Here is a 16766-nt window from a genome sequence, read left to right as displayed (position 1 = left end):
TCACACCGGCAAGGAATAATGCGTCCCCAGGTGCTGCGGGCGAAGCGGAGTGGCCGACCCGGCGGCAGGAAAGTTCGATGTTTCTTTACGATACGGCAAAAGCAACATGATAAATTACACTATCTCCTTAATTTCTCCACGATTGCCGGAGGCGCTGGGGCTAAAGTGGCACAGGCTGTGCAATAACAAGAACATGTGCATATGAGGTTTTTATTCTGATGGCGAATTTCTTTATCGATCGCCCCATTTTTGCGTGGGTACTGGCAATCCTGTTATGCCTGACGGGCACCCTTGCCATTTTGTCGCTACCGGTTGAACAGTATCCCGATCTGGCCCCGCCGAATGTGCGGGTCACGGCCAACTATCCCGGCGCTTCCGCGCAAACCCTGGAGAATACCGTCACCCAGGTTATCGAACAGAATATGACCGGCCTCGATAACCTGATGTATATGTCATCCCAGAGCAGCGCCACCGGCCAGGCGACCATCACCCTCAGTTTTACCGCCGGTACCGACCCGGATGAAGCCGTGCAGCAGGTGCAAAACCAGCTGCAGTCGGCGATGCGTAAGCTGCCGCAGGCGGTGCAAAACCAGGGGGTAACGGTGCGCAAGACTGGCGATACCAATATCCTGACCCTCGCCTTCGTCTCCACCGACGGCAGTATGGATAAACAGGATATCGCCGACTACGTCGCCAGTAACATTCAGGACCCGCTCAGCCGCGTCAATGGCGTAGGGGATATCGACGCCTACGGCTCGCAATACTCAATGCGCATCTGGCTCGATCCGGCAAAGCTCAATAGCTTCCAGCTGACCACCAAGGATGTTACCGACGCCATCAGTTCGCAGAACGCCCAGATTGCGGTCGGCCAGCTCGGCGGCACGCCTTCCGTCGATAAGCAGGCGCTGAACGCCACCATCAACTCGCAATCTCTGCTGCAAACCCCGGAACAGTTTCGCAATATCACCCTGCGCGTCAATCAGGATGGTTCAGAAGTGACCCTCGGCGATGTCGCTACCGTGGAGATGGGGGCGGAGAAGTACGACTATCTTAGCCGCTATAACCGCCAGGCCGCCTCTGGCCTGGGAATTAAGCTCGCCTCCGGCGCCAACGAAATGGCCACCGCGGAGCGCGTGATCGCTCGCCTCAATGAGCTGTCGCAGTATTTCCCGCACGGGCTGGAATATAAAGTCGCCTACGAGACCACCTCCTTCGTGAAGGCTTCCATTACCGACGTGGTGAAAACCCTGCTGGAGGCGATCCTGCTGGTTTTCCTCGTGATGTATCTGTTCCTGCAGAACTTCCGCGCCACCCTGATCCCGACCATCGCCGTGCCGGTGGTGCTGATGGGCACCTTCGCGGTGCTTTATGCCTGTGGCTACAGCATCAACACCCTGACGATGTTCGCGATGGTGCTGGCTATCGGCCTGCTGGTGGATGACGCCATCGTGGTGGTGGAAAACGTTGAGCGCATCATGAGCGAGGAAGGCCTGTCGCCGCGGGAAGCCACCCGCAAATCGATGGGACAAATTCAGGGCGCGCTGGTGGGGATCGCGATGGTGCTGTCGGCGGTGTTTGTGCCGATGGCCTTCTTCGGCGGCACCACCGGCGCTATCTATCGCCAGTTCTCAATTACTATCGTCGCGGCGATGGTCCTCTCGGTGCTGGTGGCCATGATCCTCACCCCGGCCCTTTGCGCCACCCTGCTCAAACCGGTTAAGCCAGGTGAATCTCATGAGAGAAAAGGCTTCTTCGGCTGGTTCAACCGCACCTTTAACCGCAGCGCCAGCCGCTATGAAACCTTCGTCGGCAAAATTCTTCATCGCTCGCTGCGCTGGATGCTGATCTACGTCGTTCTGCTCGGCGGGATGGTGTTCCTGTTCCTGCATCTGCCCACCTCATTCCTGCCGCTGGAGGATCGGGGGATGTTCACCACCTCGGTACAGTTGCCGAGCGGCAGCACCCAACAGCAGACGCTGAAAGTGGTGCAGAAAGCGGAAGATTACTTCCTCAATAACGAGAGGCAAAACGTGGAGTCGGTGTTCGCTACCGTTGGCTCCGGCCCCGGCGGCAACGGGCAGAACGTAGCCCGTATGTTCGTGCGCCTCAAAGATTGGGACCAGCGCGATCCGCAAACCGGCTCCTCCTTTGCCATTATTGAACGCGCCACCAAAGCGTTTAATCAGATCAACGAAGCCCGGGTCATCGCCAGCAGCCCGCCGGCGATCAGCGGCCTCGGCAGTTCGGCAGGCTTCGATATGGAGCTGGAAGATCACGCCGGTAAGGGGCACGATGCGCTGATGGCGGCGCGCGATACGCTGCTTGAGCTGGCGGGTAAAAACCCGCTGTTGACCCGGGTCCGGCATAACGGGCTCGACGACAGCCCGCAGCTGCAGGTCGATATCGATCAGCGCAAAGCTCAGGCGCTGGGCGTCTCCATTGACGACATCAACGATACGCTGCAAACCGCGTGGGGGTCGAGCTACGTCAACGACTTTATGGATCGCGGGAGGGTGAAGAAAGTCTACGTCCAGGCGGCGGCGAAATATCGAATGCTGCCTGACGATATCAATCTCTGGTACGTCCGCAACAGCAGCGGCACGATGGTGCCGTTCTCGGCCTTCGCCACCTCGCGCTGGGAAACCGGCTCGCCGCGTCTGGAGCGCTACAATGGCTATTCGGCGGTGGAGATCGTCGGTGAGGCGGCGCCGGGCATCAGTACCGGTACCGCGATGGACATGATGGAGAAACTGGCCGCGCAGCTGCCAACCGGCTTTGGCCTCGAATGGACCGCCATGTCCTATCAGGAACGCCTCTCCGGCGCTCAGGCGCCGGCCCTGTACGCGATTTCTCTGCTGGTGGTGTTCCTGTGCCTGGCGGCGCTGTACGAGAGCTGGTCGGTGCCGTTCTCGGTGATGCTGGTGGTCCCGCTCGGGGTGATTGGCGCCCTGCTGGCGACCTGGATGCGCGGCCTGGAGAATGACGTTTACTTCCAGGTGGGCCTGTTGACGGTGATCGGCCTGTCGGCGAAAAACGCCATTCTGATCGTCGAGTTCGCCAATGAGCTCAACGAGAAAGGCCAGGATCTGCTCAGCGCCACGCTGTCGGCCTGCCGTCAGCGCCTGCGCCCCATTCTGATGACCTCGCTGGCGTTTATCTTCGGCGTCCTGCCGATGGCCACCAGCACCGGAGCCGGCTCCGGCAGCCAGCATGCGGTCGGTACCGGGGTGATGGGCGGGATGATCTCCGCCACCGTGCTGGCCATCTTTTTCGTACCGCTGTTCTTTGTGCTGGTGCGCCGCCGCTTTCCGCTGAAGGAGCGTCCGCAATAAACCGTCGGGCGTCGGCGGCGAGCCGGAATAACAGAAAAGGCGACCTGGATGGTCGCCTTCTTTATGTGTTCAGAACCATGACGCGCTTATTTACGTCGCGTTATTCCCCTGCTCACATTGCGGAAATTTATTTACGAAGCATGCCTTCAATAAAATCTTTCCAGTTCCCCAGTTCATGTTCAATCATAATAGCCTCTCTTATTATTATGGTCGATTCTATATAACTTCATTGCTGATGGGAAGTTGAGCTCCCCTATTGCTCTGATTGTCTTGTGGACCGCTGACAGAGATAAAACCTCTGGTTGCCGCCACTATGCCGTCTCGTATGTAAAAATTATGTGATACAGAGCACCATCAGGCAACATTTTCGTAATATTGTTAGTGCCCTCACATCATGCCCACGTCTGGGCGAATTTGAAGCACCCGAAAACATGGCATAAGATACCCGGTAAAAAGTTATATTTATTCATCTGAATCACGTATTATTTCAATAAGGCTTATATATTCGGAAATATCTGAGTTAACCGCTTAATTGAATGTTAAAGGTTTATCTATGCTCACCATGTACGGAATTAAAAACTGCGATACCATTAAAAAAGCCCGCCGCTGGCTGGAAGCGCATCAGATTGACTATCGCTTCCATGACTACCGCGCCGATGGCCTCGACCGCGCGCAACTGGATACCTTTATTGTCGAACTGGGCTGGCAGGCGCTGCTGAACACCCGCGGCACCACCTGGCGCAAGCTGGACGAATCGCTGCGCAACAGCATCGATAATGCCGATGCCGCCGCCGCATTGATGCTGGAAATGCCGGCGATTATCAAACGCCCATTGCTCTGCGCGCCCGGTCGTCCTATGCTGCTGGGTTTTAGTGAAGCAAGTTATCAGCAGTTTAACGAGGTATAGTCTATGTCTTGCCCGGTCATTGAGCTGGCTCAGCAGCTTATTCGCCGCCCTTCCCTTAGCCCCGATGATGCGGGATGTCAGGCGTTAATGATTGAACGCCTGCGTGCGATCGGCTTTACCGTTGAACCGATGGATTTCGGCGATACGCAGAACTTCTGGGCCTGGCGCGGCCACGGCGAGACGCTGGCCTTCGCCGGCCACACCGACGTGGTCCCGGCAGGCGACGCCGACCGCTGGATCAATCCGCCGTTCGAACCCACCATCCGCGACGGGATGCTGTTTGGCCGCGGGGCGGCGGATATGAAAGGCTCGCTGGCGGCGATGGTGGTTGCCGCTGAGCGTTTTGTCGCGCAGTACCCGAACCACCGGGGCCGGCTGGCGTTTTTGATTACCTCTGATGAAGAGGCCAGCGCCAAAAACGGCACCGTCAAAGTGGTGGAGACGCTGATGGCGCGTAACGAGCGTCTGGACTACTGTCTGGTCGGCGAACCCTCCAGTACCGAAGTGGTCGGCGATGTGGTGAAAAACGGCCGTCGCGGCTCGCTGACCTGCAATCTGACCATTCACGGCGTACAGGGCCATGTCGCCTATCCGCACCTTGCCGATAACCCCGTCCATCGCGCGGCGCCGATGCTGGCGGAGCTGGTCACTATCGAGTGGGATAAAGGCAATGAATACTTCCCGCCGACCAGCATGCAGATTGCCAACGTGCAGTCCGGCACCGGCAGCAACAACGTGATCCCTGGCGATATGTTCGTCCAGTTCAACTTCCGCTTCAGTACGGAACTGACGGACGAGATGATCAAAGCCCGGGTGGTCGCCCTGCTGGAAAAATACCAGCTGCGTTACAGCGTGGAGTGGTGGCTCTCCGGCCAGCCGTTCCTCACCGGACGGGGCAAGCTGGTGGATGCGGTCGTCAACGCGATTGAGCACTATAATGAGATCAAACCGCAGCTGTTAACCAACGGCGGCACCTCAGACGGACGGTTTATCGCGCGCATGGGGGCGCAGGTGGTAGAGCTGGGCCCGGTGAACACCACGATTCACAAAATTAATGAATGTGTGAACGCCGCCGACCTGCAGCTGCTGGCGCGGATGTATCAACGCGTTATGGAACAGCTGGTCGCCTGACGTACTGACGTAAAGAGGAAGCGCGCATGGAATGGCTTATTAAACACTGGTGGATTCTGGTGCTGGTCTTTTTGGTGGGGGTAATTATCAACGTGATTAAAGATCTGAACCGCGTTGACCACAAAAAATTCCTCAACAACAAACCCGATCTGCCGCCGCACCGTGATTTTAACGATAAATGGGACGATGACGACGACTGGCCGAAGCACGACCAGTCGAAGAAACCGTAAGTTTGCCTTTATCGCGGTACCACCCGCCTGTAACCCCGGCCGCCGGGGTTACAGCATTTCGATGATATCGTCCCCTTTCGGCGTACTGCCGCTCAGCGCCTCATCAAAATAGTGCTTCGGCACGGTATAGCGCAGTCGCTCAATCGCAAACTGCATGCTGCGATCGTCGATGGCATGCCCCAGATCGTCAACAATATCTAAGGTCACGTCGCCCCCCGCCTGCAACAACGCCTCCTGAGCCGACACCGCCCATGCCAGATCGATAACCCGATCGTCACCACCGTGGATCAGGTGAATGGTGGTGGCCGTCGTTGCGGTGACCGGCAGCGTCGCGTAGCGGCCATTAAAGGCGATCACCCGCGAAGCCAGATCCGGCGCCGCTTTGATGCTCTCCAGCGACATGATCGCCCCCTGAGAGAAGCCGATCAGCGCGGTGGCCAGTGGGCTGACGCCGCTCTTTTCCTGCCAGTAGCGCACAATGTCAATAAAGGTCGGCATAATGGCGTCGATACGCTGCTGACGATTCTCTTCCGTCACTCCCTGCACCGAAAACCACTGCCGGCCGTTGGGACCGCAAGGCTCCACCCCGCCAATGCTAACGATCAGCGCATCAGGAAACTGCGGCGCGAACCAGCTGCCAATTTGCCCCATGGAGACCGGGTTATCCCCCACGCCATGAAACAGCAGCAACAGCTGTTGCGCAGGCGTCGCAGGGCTTTGAACAATAAAATGATCGTGTTTCATGGCTGTCTCCTTTGTGTATGCGGGCAGTGTACGCCGCTCGCCAGATATGACCATGCCATTTAACTGAATGAGTTAGTTAAAAAAATTGCAGGTGCGCTACCTGCTGACGCAGCGCCTCAGCGCGCGCTGCATCGAGGAAGCGCAAAGCGTCAGCGACCTCCTGACGCCACCTCGCCAGCAGAGCTTTACGCCCTGTTAGCTGCAGCGCGGCGCAGAGTTCGGCCTCTTCTTCCCCCTGCAGGCGCCCGCGCAGCGCCGGCAACGGCATGTCGACCTGCATCAGCAGACGATTGAGGCAACCCAGCGCCGCGGCCAGCGGGCGATGGGCGAAGGCAAAGCTGGCCGCTTCCAGCCAGTCCTCTTCACTAAGCATAGCCCCTGAAACGGCCGGCAGCGGCGCGGGCGCGTCCCGCCACGGGCGCAGCCAGTATTCATCGCGTTGTAGCCGCTGCGCCTCCCGCTGCGCGAGCTGATGCCCCGCTGCAGTCAGCGGGAACAGAGCCATCGCGGTATAGCATCCGCTGCTGGCCTCGCGATGAGTACCCAGCCGCACGAGGATAAACCCGCAGCGTTGCCAGAAGCGCCACAGCTCAGGGGTATAGCCAAAGCTGACGGAGAGATAGTCATAACCTGCGGCATCGGCGGCGATATCCGCGATCATCTGCTGCCCCAGCCCTTCGCGCTGGCGGGCGGGGTGGACGGCGATCCGACTGACCCGCAGCCCGCGCAGCGTCGCCGCCAGGGGACTGCCGCCATGCGCCGCCAGCGACTGGGCGACCAGGTTCCCTCGCGGCCGGCGAAAACCCGCCCACACCGCCCGGCTGAGTTCAGGAGAAAGTCCCCCCTCGGCCACCAGCCACAGCGCGCCCGCCACCGCGCCGCCGGCGCGTGCGCAGCGGAAAGCCTGGCCCGGCGCGTCCATCATGCGCCGCAGATCGAGAGGAGAAGTGCGGTAATGCGCCCCGGACAATAGCTGGTACATCGCCTCCGGCAGCGCCGACCGCGTTTGCCAGCTGGACTGATCGACCTCTTCCACGGCAACCTCCCCCGTCGGCGCATCGCGAAATGCCTCATCGCTGAAGATCAGCAGCTGACTGATGGCTGACTCCAGCGGACAGCCCGCGGCCCAGCGGATCGGCGCGCTCAGGCTGAACGACTGCAGATGGGGCAGGCTGGCGCAAAATTTCAGCAGGAACCCGCGCCCGGTGCCTTCATAACCCTGCACCGTCGTGGTGAGTAGCGTGCGGGGAAAACGGCTTACCAGCTGCCGGAGAAGCGGAGCCGGAATGGCCGCGGCCTCATCGACAATCAGCCAGGACGCCGTTTCTTTCGATGACAGCAGCGCATCAGGCGCCATAAAACGAAACGCCGCGCCGGCAAAGCTCGCCAGCACATCGACGGCGCTGCGGGTCGGGGCGGTAACGATGGCCTCGCCCGCGAGCTGGCGCAGCAACATGCCCGCGAGGGCGGATTTGCCACGCCCTCGTTCAGCCGTCACCGCCGCGATACCGGGCGGTAGACGCAACAATTGCGCAAGGATCGCCGCCTGTTCGGCCAGCGGGTGACCCTCGGCGGGATGCCAGTCAGGGCGCGGGACGGCCAGCGGGAGCCGCGGCGAGTCCGACTGCCGCCAGAGCAGCACATCGGGGTCGGCGATAAACTGCCGACAGCAGCGGAGAACAAAGTGGGGGGTAGAGATCGGGTCGGGCGTATCGCTCCAGCGCAGGGAGTCCTCATCCACCCGGGACGGCCAGTCGGCGAAGGGGGGCGTCAGCAGCACCAGCCAGCTTCCCGCCCGCAGGGTACCGCTCAGGGCCGCCAGGGCGGCTACATCAAATCCGCGCCGGGCATCGAAAAAGGCGTGCATGACTTCCCGCCCCAGCAGCGTCTTCAGGGCGCCAGGCGCCACCCCGGGCGCGAAAACCGGCTCGGGGCCCACCCACAGGCCATCGCCGGCGAGCCTCTCCCGCAGCGCCTGCGCCTGCTGCAGCGTCCAGGCCTCGTCGCCGCTGAGTACCAGCAGGCGGCGAATTCCCTCCCGCGCCATCTGCGCGGTGAGGTCAAGCAGCGCGTCCATCATCGGTGGCGATTACAGGGCGCTGCCGAAGGTGTTGCACTGCGCCGGGTCGCCGCTGTCGAAACCGCGTTTGAACCAGGTGTAGCGCTGTTTTGACGTGCCGTGGGTAAAGCTGTCCGGTACCACCCGACCCTGGCTCTGCTGCTGCAGACGGTCGTCGCCGATGGCCTCGGCGGCGTTCAGCGCCTCCTGCAGATCGCCGGTTTCCAGAATATCCTGCTGCTGCATATTATGGCCCCAGACACCGGCGAAGCAGTCTGCCTGCAGCTCCATCTTAACCGACAGCCGGTTGGCTTCGGCCTCGGTGGCATGCTGCTGTTGCTGGCGGACTTTCGGCTCAATGCCCAGCAGTTTTTGTACGTGATGACCCACTTCATGGGCAATGACGTACCCCTGGGCAAAGTCGCCGTCGGCGCCCAGTTTATTTTTCATCTCATCGTAGAATGACAGGTCGATATAGACCGTGCTGTCGGCAGGACAGTAGAACGGCCCCATCACCGACTGGCCGGTACCGCAGCCGGTACGGGTCGCGCCGCGGTAGAGCACCAGCTTTGGCTGGGGGTACTGGCGGCCCATCTTTTCAAAGATCGGTCCCCAGGTATCTTCGGTGGTGGCCAGGATCACCGAAGTAAATTTCGCCGCTTCATCGTCTTTTGGACTGATGGAGCGCTGCGTGGAGGTCTGCTGCTGCGGCATCGGTTCGCCGGTCAGCATGCCGGTCAAATCCACGCCGTAATAGCCCGCCACCAGCACAATAATCAGCAGCACAATGCCGCCCTTCCCGCTCGGCAGCCGGAAGCCGCCGCCCCCGCCGCCAAACGGCGAGCCCGATTGACCGCGTCGATCTTCAACATTGTCGCTTTCGCGACGCCCTTGCCAGCGCATAAGCACCTCATTCCCTGTTATGTATCAATAGCAGAGATCGTAGGCGGTTCAGCGCAGGATTACCACAGGAAACAGCAAGAGACGCCAGAAGATGAGACCATCTTCTGGCGGCGGGCGGGTTAGTCGAGCTTAACGCCCAGGCGGTGAGCCACTTCTTCGTAGGCTTCGATCAGGCCGCCAAGGCTCTGGCGGAAGCGGTCTTTGTCCATTTTATCAAGGGTGTTTTTGTCCCACAGGCGGCTGCCGTCCGGCGAAAACTCATCGCCCAGCACCACTTCGCCTTTAAACAGACCAAACTCCAGCTTAAAGTCCACCAGAATCAGACCGGCGTCATCGAACAGTTTTTTCAGCACGTCGTTGGCTTTGTAGGTCAGCTCGCGCATCCGCGCCAGATTCTCTTTGCTCACCCAGCCGAAGGTTTCGCAGTAGGAGTCGTTGACCATCGGATCGTGCATGGCATCGTTTTTCAGGAACAGATCGAACAGCGGCGGATTCAGCTCGATACCTTCTTCAATGCCTAAACGTTTTACCAGCGAGCCTGCCGCACGGTTACGCACCACGCACTCCACCGGCACCATATCCAGTTTTTTCACCAGGCATTCGGTATCGGAGAGCAGCGCTTCCATCTGGGTAGGGATGCCCGCTTCTGCCAGTTTGCTCATAATGAAGTGGTTGAACTTGTTATTCACCATGCCTTTACGATCGAACTGCTCGATGCGCGCGCCATCACCTGCTGACGTATCGTTACGGAATTCCAGTACCAGCAGGTCCGGATTATCGGTGCTGTATACTGTCTTCGCCTTACCACGATACAACTCAGCTTGCTTTTTCATCTTTCACTACTCCAGTGATATTGAGCCTAAAAATACGTTTCCACCTATACACAAAATCATTCAAAGTGCATCGAGGCGGCAACTGAGCGAATCCCCAGGGGCTTACAAAAGTAAGTGACTGGGTTGAACGAAGGCGGCCAACAAAGAGGCAATTTGAAGGATGATGTGTATACGCACACGTTTGCGTCACTATATATTAAAAGGGCCGGATTGCTCCAGCCCTTTTGATTACTTGTTAAATGCGGCCTGGAATACGGCTACCAGAGCGTCATTTTGCGACTGCGTCAGGGTGTGGCCTTTCGGGTCGATGAACTGCAGGCTACTGCGGTTATCGAGGTCGCCGACCTGAAGTTTGTAGTCACCGGAGACCAGCTGCGGGTCGCGTGCGCCCAGCTCCTGCCAGCTGCTGTCAGACAGCGGCTTGTAGGTCAGCGCCATGCTGCCCTGAGAGCGCGTGCTGTCGGTCACTTTCATCCCCACTTTCCCGAGGGCGCCCGGCAGACGCTGCCACACCATGTTAAACGGCGCGCGAACGACGAGCATTGGCAGGCCAGTATCGTCGGCAGCGCTCTGCACGTCGAAGGTGGCGCCCGCGCTGCGCTGAGCGGCGTTCTGGGCGCTGGTGGCGTTCATGTCCAGGCCTTCCGAAATGACGTTCAGCATGGCGGTGCTGTAGCGCTGCAGTGACGCCGGATCGGCAACCGGTTTACCCGCCTGCTCCAGATTCACCAGCTTGACCACCACCGCTTGCTGATAGCCCTGCGGTTTGACGGAGATTTGATAACGCCCGCGATACTGCTGATCTTCATCAAGACGGTTCCACTCAACCCAGTCGGTGTTCAGCGTCTGGCTCGCATCATCGCGCTTGGCGATAACGTAATTCTTCGACTGAAGAATGCTGGTAACCTGCGCCCACAGCGAACCGCTGCGGCCGTTTTCGACCATCAGCGTCGCGGTATCGCCGTTGAACTGGGTGCGGGCGCCGCTAACCAATGCCAGCGGCTGCGCCGGCGGGCGAATGTCCAGCGCCTTGCCGACCGCGCCGGTGCTGTTGGCCACCGGAATATTGTAATCACCCACCTGAATCGGCAGGATCATCCCCGCCGGCGCGTGAAGTTCGCTCAACGGTGACGCCTGTAAATAGGCCTCATCACCGCTCACCTGACGCTTATAGCGCGAGTCGGAACTACAGGCCGCGAGGAGTAGAACCAGCGAAACACCCGCAACCTTCGCCAGGCGCGACTTCTGTACTGAGTAAGCCATCAAATCTCCCTAAACTTTACAGCAAACCGGCATGCTTCAGCGCGGCGGTAACGGCTTCACGACCCTGGTCGGTGATAGGCGTCATCGGCAAGCGCAGCGTATCGGTCGCCACAAGACCCAACGCCTTGCATCCCCATTTCACCGGGATAGGATTGGGTTCGACAAATAATTTTGTATGCAATGGCATCAGACGCTGGTTAATCGCCCGGGCTTCGGCAAATTGACCCGCCAGCGCCAGACGGCACATGTCGGCCATTTCGCGCGCCGCCACGTTGGCGGTAACGGAAATCACGCCCACGCCGCCGAGCTGCATAAAGTCCATACCGGTCGCATCGTCACCGCTCAGCAGAATAAAGTCGTCTGAAACCAGCTCTTTGATCTGGTGAACACGACTTAAGTTCCCTGTTGCTTCCTTAATACCGACAATATTTTTAATTTGCGCGAGACGGCCAACGGTTTCCGGCAGCATATCGCAACCGGTACGGGACGGCACATTATACAGAATTTGCGGCAGGTCAGTATGTTCGGCGATAGCTTTAAAGTGCTGGAACAGGCCTTCCTGGGTCGGACGGTTATAATAAGGAGTGACCGTCAGGCAGCCGACTACGCCGCTGTCGTTAAAACGTTTGGTCAGGCTAATCGCCTCTGCGGTTGCATTGGCTCCCGTTCCCGCGATAACCGGGATACGCCCGTCAGCCAGTTCCAGCGTCATCATCACCACGTCGCCATGCTCTTCATGGCTCAGCGTTGCGGATTCACCGGTAGTCCCTACCGAAACGATCGCCGAGGTTCCGTTGGCGACATGGTAATCAATCAGTTTTTTCAGGCTTGTCCGGCAGACATTACCGTTTTCATCCATCGGCGTGACAAGCGCTACAATACTTCCCGTGAACATGGGCCATCCTCAGAGCAGAAGTGCGACAAGATTCTCAATGTTACGTTTGGAGCTGCAATAAAAGCAAGAGACCCGACGCCATCAGGGATGTTGTATGGCGGTTTTTTTTATGCTTTCCTAATGTTACCTCACCTTTTTAAAGGAAGAACAGGTTTGACAGCCTCATTACAACACTATCTGGTTATTACCGCCCTGGGGGCTGACCGTCCCGGCATCGTGAATACGATCACTCGCCACGTCAGCAGCTGCGGTTGTAATATCGAAGACAGCCGGCTGGCCATGCTCGGTGATGAGTTTACGTTTATCATGCTGCTTTCCGGTTCGTGGAATGCGATTAACCTGATCGAATCAACCCTGCCGCTGAAAGGCGCGGAGCTGGAGCTGTTGATCGTGATGAAACGCACCACCGCGCGCCCGCCGCAGGCCATGCCAAACACCGTCTGGGTCCAGGTTGAGGTGCCGGACTCACCGCATATCATCGAGCGCTTCACTGCCCTGTGCGATACATGGAATATGAATATCGCGGAACTGGTGTCCCGCACGCAGCCGGGAGACGGCGATTCCGCGCAGCTTTTTATCCAGATAACGGCTCACAGCCCTGCGACGCAAAATGCAGCAAATATCGAACAAGCGTTCAAAGCCCTATGTACAGAACTCAACGCACAAGGCAGTATTAACATCGTTAATTATTCACAGCATGATGAACAGGATGGAGTTTAACCCATGACCCCACTGAAAGCCGGTGATCTTGCACCGAAATTTAGCTTACCGGACCAGGACGGCGAGGAAGTAAATTTAACCGACTTCCAGGGACAGCGTGTCCTGGTTTATTTTTACCCGAAAGCCATGACCCCGGGCTGCACCGTCCAGGCGTGCGGCTTGCGCGATAATATGGACGACCTGAAAAAAGCCGGTGTTGAAGTGCTGGGCATCAGCACCGATAAACCGGAAAAGCTCTCCCGTTTCGCCGAAAAAGAGCTGCTGAACTTTACGCTGCTGTCTGATGAAAACCATCAGGTTTGCGAGCAGTTTGGCGTCTGGGGCGAAAAATCCTTTATGGGGAAAACCTACGACGGGATCCACCGTATCAGCTTCCTCGTCGATGCCGATGGCAAAATCGAACACGTCTTTGATGACTTCAAAACCAGCAATCACCACGACGTGGTGTTGAACTGGCTGAAAGAAAACGCCTGATGCAAAGCAAGACGCCGGGGGAGAAAACCTCGCCCGGCGTCTTTTTTATCCTCAATGCCTTAGTCGTCGTCGACGACCATGCCATCCGGCCAGGCATGCACCACCGCTTTAATTAACGTGGCCAGCGGAATGGCGAAGAAGACGCCCCAGAATCCCCACAAACCGCCAAAGATCACCACCGACAGGATAATCACCAGCGGGTGCAGATTCACCGCTTCCGAGAACAGCACCGGTACCAGCAGGTTACCGTCCAGTCCCTGAATAATCAGATAGACCGCGAACAGACTCCAGAACTCGGTGCCTGCGCCAAACTGAAACAGCGCCACCCCTACCACCGGAATGGTCACCACAAACGCGCCGATATAGGGGATCAGCACCGAGAAGCCCACCAGCACCGCCAACAGCAGCGAGTAGTTGAGGCCGAAAAGGATAAAGCCTATCCAGGTGGCGACGCTGACGACAATCATCTCCAGCACCTTACCGCGAATGTAGTTGGTGATTTGCTGGTTCATCTCCTTCCATACCTGCCCGGCCAGACCGCGGTTTCGCGGCAGCACGCGGCGTACCGCATTGAGCATCTGCTCTTTATCCTTCAGCAGGAAGAAGACCATCAGCGGCACCAGCACCAGATAGACCGCCAGCGTGAGCAGCCCCACCAGCGAGGCGAGAGAATACTTGACCACCGAGTCGCCCACCGTCAGCATCCGGGTGCGCATATTTTCCGCCATCGCATCGATGATGCCGGCATCCATCAACGCCGGATAGCGCCGCGGCAGCGTGGCGGCGAAATCAGAGAGCTTGTTAAGCATGCCCGGCATATCGCGGATAAGGTAGATCCCCTGCTGCCAGGCCACCGGCAGCACCACAAAGGCCAGCAAGAGCAGAATACCCACAAAGAGGATTAGCACCAGCGAGGTCGCCCAGGTGCGCGACAGGCCGATGCGCTCCAGGCGAACGGTCGGCCACTCCAGCAGATAGGCCAGCACGATAGCCACCAGTAACGGGGCCAGCAGGCCGCTGAAAAAGAACATGATGCCGAAACCGGCAAGCAAAATAACCAGCAGCGCTATCGCCTCAGGGTCGCTGAATCGACGGCGGTACCACTGCATTAACATCTCGAGCATAAAACCTTCCCTGAAGCGCAACGCGGCGACAAACGGGGGAATTGTATCGAAATGTCACAAAAAAGACTTCGCTTTTTGATGCGCAGCAGACAAACCCGTCTCCGCCGTGAAGAACCTATTTTCAATGCGTCTAACGCCAGCTAAACTCGCTGGGATGCGGCCAGGGAACATTGCGTCGCACAATCGGTCAAACTGGCACACCCACATTACAGGACAGAGGTTATGTTCAGGCAGTTGAAGAAAACGCTGGTGGCGACCGTGATCGCGTCGCTGACGCTGGGTTCGTTAGGCCCTGCTTTTGCTGACTCCGCAGATACCCTGCCGGACATGGGGACCTCCGCAGGAAGCACGTTGTCGATTGGTCAGGAAATGCAGATGGGGGATTACTACGTCCGCCAGCTGCGCGGCAGCGCGCCGCTGATCAACGACCCTCTGCTGGTGCAATATATCAACGGGCTGGGCATGCGTCTGGTCTCGCATGCGAATTCGGTGCGCACCCCGTTCCACTTCTATTTGATTAATAACGACCAAATTAACGCCTTCGCCTTCTTCGGCGGCAATGTGGTCCTCCACTCCGCCCTGTTCCGCTACTCCGATAACGAGAGCGAACTGGCCTCTGTCATGGCGCACGAAATTTCCCACGTTACGCAGCGGCATCTCGCCCGCGCAATGGAAGATCAGAAACGCAATGCGCCGCTGACCTGGGTCGGCGCGCTGGGTTCAATTCTGCTGGCGATGGCCAGCCCGCAGGCCGGGATGGCGGCGCTGACCGGGACGCTGGCCGGCACCCAACAGGGCATGATCAGCTTCACCCGTCAGAACGAAGAAGAGGCCGACCGGATCGGTATTCAGGTTCTGCAACGCTCAGGATTCGACCCGCAGGCCATGCCGATGTTTATGGGTAAACTGCTTGATGAGTCGCGTTACTCAACGCGGCCGCCGGAAATGCTGCTCACCCACCCCCTGCCGGAAAGCCGGCTTGCCGATGCCCGTAACCGCGCCAACCAGATGCGCCCGGTTGTCGTACAGTCCTCAGCGGACTTCTATCTGGCGAAGGCGCGTACCCTCGGAATGTACACCAACGGCGACAATAAGCTAGGCACCGATCTGCTCAACGCCTGGGATAAAGGCAATATCCGCCAGCAGCATGCCGCGCAGTATGGCCGCGCCCTGCTGGCGATGGAAAGCAACAACTTTGACCAGGCGCGCAAAACGCTGCAGCCGCTGCTCAGCGCCGATCCGCAAAATCCCTGGTATCTCGATCTGGCCACCGATATCGACCTCGGACAGAAGAAAACCGGCGACGCCATCAACCGCCTTAAAAACGCTCGTGAACTGCGCACCAATCCGGTGCTGCAGTTGAACCTGGCCAACGCCCTCCTGCAGGGCGGACAGCCCGGGGAAGCGGCGACCATCCTGAATCGTTATACCTTTACCTATAAAGAGGATGGCAACGGCTGGGACCTGCTGGCGCAGGCGGAAGGCGCCCTGGGTAATCGCGACCAGGAGCTGGCGGCGCGGGCAGAAAGCATGGCGCTGGTCGGCCAGCTGGAACAGGCGATTTCCCTGCTCAGCAGCGCCAGCTCGCAAGTGAAACTCGGTAGTCTGCAGCAGGCCCGCTACGATGCCCGCATCGACCAGCTACGTGAGCTACAGGCCCGCTTCCGCCCCTACCAAAAAATGTAAGGAGACCCCATGACCGACGCGGTAAAAATTTACCATAACCCACGCTGCTCGAAGAGTCGCGAAACGCTGAGCCTGTTGAAGAGCCACGGCATCGATCCTGAGGTGGTGCTTTATCTTGAGACGCCACCGGATGCCGGGACGCTGCGTCAACTGCTGCAGCTGCTGGGTATGGAGAGCCCCCGCGAGCTCATGCGCCAGAAAGAGGATCTGTATAAATCGCTCAATCTTGCCGACCCGGCGCTCAGCGACGCCGCGCTGATACAGGCGATGGTCGACAACCCTAAGCTCATCGAACGCCCAATTGTCGTCAGCCGCGGCCAGGCGCGTATTGGCCGACCGCCGGAGCAGGTCCTTGAGATCGTGAGCTAAGCCACCCGCGCCGCGCTTACGCGGCGCTTTTTTTACGTAGCTGATTCCAGATCTTCCACGCCAATCCCTCCCGCCCGTTTTGCAGTGCTACTGTTC

17 protein-coding genes are annotated in these 16766 nt (G+C 58.7%); 8 read left to right on the top strand and 9 right to left on the bottom strand.

The features are described 5' to 3' along the window. Window positions 1–218 precede the first annotated feature (218 nt). Entirely contained in the window at window positions 219–3332 is a 3114-nt protein-coding gene (gene acrD / locus ACOI7D_RS06580) for a multidrug efflux RND transporter permease AcrD (protein WP_023290609.1), read from the top strand. A 127-nt stretch (window positions 3333–3459) separates the two neighbouring features. On the opposite strand, the gene ypfM is transcribed toward acrD, so the two are convergent. Continuing rightward, window positions 3460–3519: a protein YpfM gene (ypfM, locus tag ACOI7D_RS06575; protein ID WP_100181659.1), complete on the bottom strand. Its 60-nt coding sequence runs from the start codon at window positions 3517–3519 to the stop codon at window positions 3460–3462. 366 nt (window positions 3520–3885) lie between these two features. Here ypfM and ACOI7D_RS06570 point away from each other — a divergent pair, with 366 nt between their 5' ends. From ACOI7D_RS06570 to ACOI7D_RS06560, 3 genes are read left to right on the top strand one after another with little or no spacing between them, the layout of a single operon-like run. Further along, window positions 3886–4239 carry an ArsC family reductase gene (locus tag ACOI7D_RS06570; RefSeq protein WP_060590140.1) on the top strand — a complete coding sequence of 118 codons (354 nt, stop codon included), beginning with the start codon at window positions 3886–3888 and terminating at the stop codon, window positions 4237–4239. Between the two features lie 3 nt (window positions 4240–4242). Further along, on the top strand, window positions 4243–5370 hold the full coding sequence (gene dapE, locus ACOI7D_RS06565) for a succinyl-diaminopimelate desuccinylase (RefSeq protein ID WP_109547066.1): 1128 nt from the start codon (window positions 4243–4245) through the stop codon (window positions 5368–5370). Between the two features lie 26 nt (window positions 5371–5396). Then, entirely contained in the window at window positions 5397–5600 is a 204-nt protein-coding gene (locus ACOI7D_RS06560) for a YpfN family protein (protein ID WP_002913768.1), read from the top strand. A 48-nt stretch (window positions 5601–5648) separates the two neighbouring features. Here the strand turns inward: ACOI7D_RS06560 and ypfH are convergent, their stop codons facing one another. The 6 genes from ypfH to dapA form a co-directional block, all read right to left on the bottom strand. Beyond that, window positions 5649–6344 (bottom strand): esterase, encoded by a 696-nt coding sequence (ypfH, locus tag ACOI7D_RS06555; protein WP_023290612.1) that lies wholly within the window; start codon window positions 6342–6344, stop codon window positions 5649–5651. Window positions 6345–6420: 76 nt separating this feature from the next. Beyond that, window positions 6421–8424, bottom strand: coding sequence for a tRNA(Met) cytidine acetyltransferase TmcA (locus ACOI7D_RS06550; RefSeq protein ID WP_109547065.1), 2004 nt, complete (start codon window positions 8422–8424; stop codon window positions 6421–6423). 9 nt (window positions 8425–8433) lie between these two features. Then, window positions 8434–9306: a neutral zinc metallopeptidase gene (locus tag ACOI7D_RS06545; RefSeq protein WP_023290614.1), complete on the bottom strand. Its 873-nt coding sequence runs from the start codon at window positions 9304–9306 to the stop codon at window positions 8434–8436. A gap of 119 nt (window positions 9307–9425) precedes the next feature. Continuing rightward, window positions 9426–10139, bottom strand: coding sequence for a phosphoribosylaminoimidazolesuccinocarboxamide synthase (purC, locus tag ACOI7D_RS06540; RefSeq protein ID WP_002913801.1), 714 nt, complete (start codon window positions 10137–10139; stop codon window positions 9426–9428). 228 nt (window positions 10140–10367) lie between these two features. Continuing rightward, window positions 10368–11402, bottom strand: coding sequence for an outer membrane protein assembly factor BamC (gene bamC / locus ACOI7D_RS06535; protein ID WP_109547064.1), 1035 nt, complete (start codon window positions 11400–11402; stop codon window positions 10368–10370). Between the two features lie 16 nt (window positions 11403–11418). Continuing rightward, a complete protein-coding gene (gene dapA, locus ACOI7D_RS06530) occupies window positions 11419–12297 on the bottom strand; it encodes a 4-hydroxy-tetrahydrodipicolinate synthase (RefSeq protein WP_023290616.1) in 879 nt (292 codons plus the stop codon). Between the two features lie 153 nt (window positions 12298–12450). On the opposite strand from dapA, the gene ACOI7D_RS06525 reads away from it, so the two are divergent. Continuing rightward, window positions 12451–13017: a glycine cleavage system transcriptional repressor gene (locus ACOI7D_RS06525; protein WP_002913804.1), complete on the top strand. Its 567-nt coding sequence runs from the start codon at window positions 12451–12453 to the stop codon at window positions 13015–13017. A 3-nt stretch (window positions 13018–13020) separates the two neighbouring features. After that, window positions 13021–13491, top strand: coding sequence for a thioredoxin-dependent thiol peroxidase (gene bcp, locus ACOI7D_RS06520; RefSeq protein WP_004201935.1), 471 nt, complete (start codon window positions 13021–13023; stop codon window positions 13489–13491). A 59-nt stretch (window positions 13492–13550) separates the two neighbouring features. Here bcp and ACOI7D_RS06515 read toward each other — a convergent pair whose 3' ends face one another. Further along, window positions 13551–14615 carry an AI-2E family transporter gene (locus tag ACOI7D_RS06515; protein ID WP_050533249.1) on the bottom strand — a complete coding sequence of 355 codons (1065 nt, stop codon included), beginning with the start codon at window positions 14613–14615 and terminating at the stop codon, window positions 13551–13553. A gap of 54 nt (window positions 14616–14669) precedes the next feature. Continuing rightward, window positions 14670–14786: a hypothetical protein gene (locus ACOI7D_RS06510; protein ID WP_032429201.1), complete on the bottom strand. Its 117-nt coding sequence runs from the start codon at window positions 14784–14786 to the stop codon at window positions 14670–14672. Window positions 14787–14837: 51 nt separating this feature from the next. Between ACOI7D_RS06510 and bepA the strand changes: the two genes are divergently transcribed. Both bepA and arsC read left to right on the top strand, forming a co-directional pair. Continuing rightward, window positions 14838–16301 (top strand): beta-barrel assembly-enhancing protease, encoded by a 1464-nt coding sequence (gene bepA, locus ACOI7D_RS06505; protein ID WP_004201932.1) that lies wholly within the window; start codon window positions 14838–14840, stop codon window positions 16299–16301. 9 nt (window positions 16302–16310) lie between these two features. Beyond that, window positions 16311–16670, top strand: coding sequence for an arsenate reductase (glutaredoxin) (arsC, locus tag ACOI7D_RS06500; RefSeq protein WP_048297992.1), 360 nt, complete (start codon window positions 16311–16313; stop codon window positions 16668–16670). Window positions 16671–16766 lie beyond the last annotated feature (96 nt).

Origin of the sequence: Klebsiella sp. C360 (assembly GCF_048822415.1) — a bacterium.
In the GTDB taxonomy this organism is placed as follows: Bacteria; Pseudomonadota; Gammaproteobacteria; order Enterobacterales; family Enterobacteriaceae; genus Klebsiella; species Klebsiella quasipneumoniae.
The sequence above is the reverse complement of the archived record's forward strand: the minus strand, read 5'-3'. Positions and strand labels throughout refer to the sequence as shown.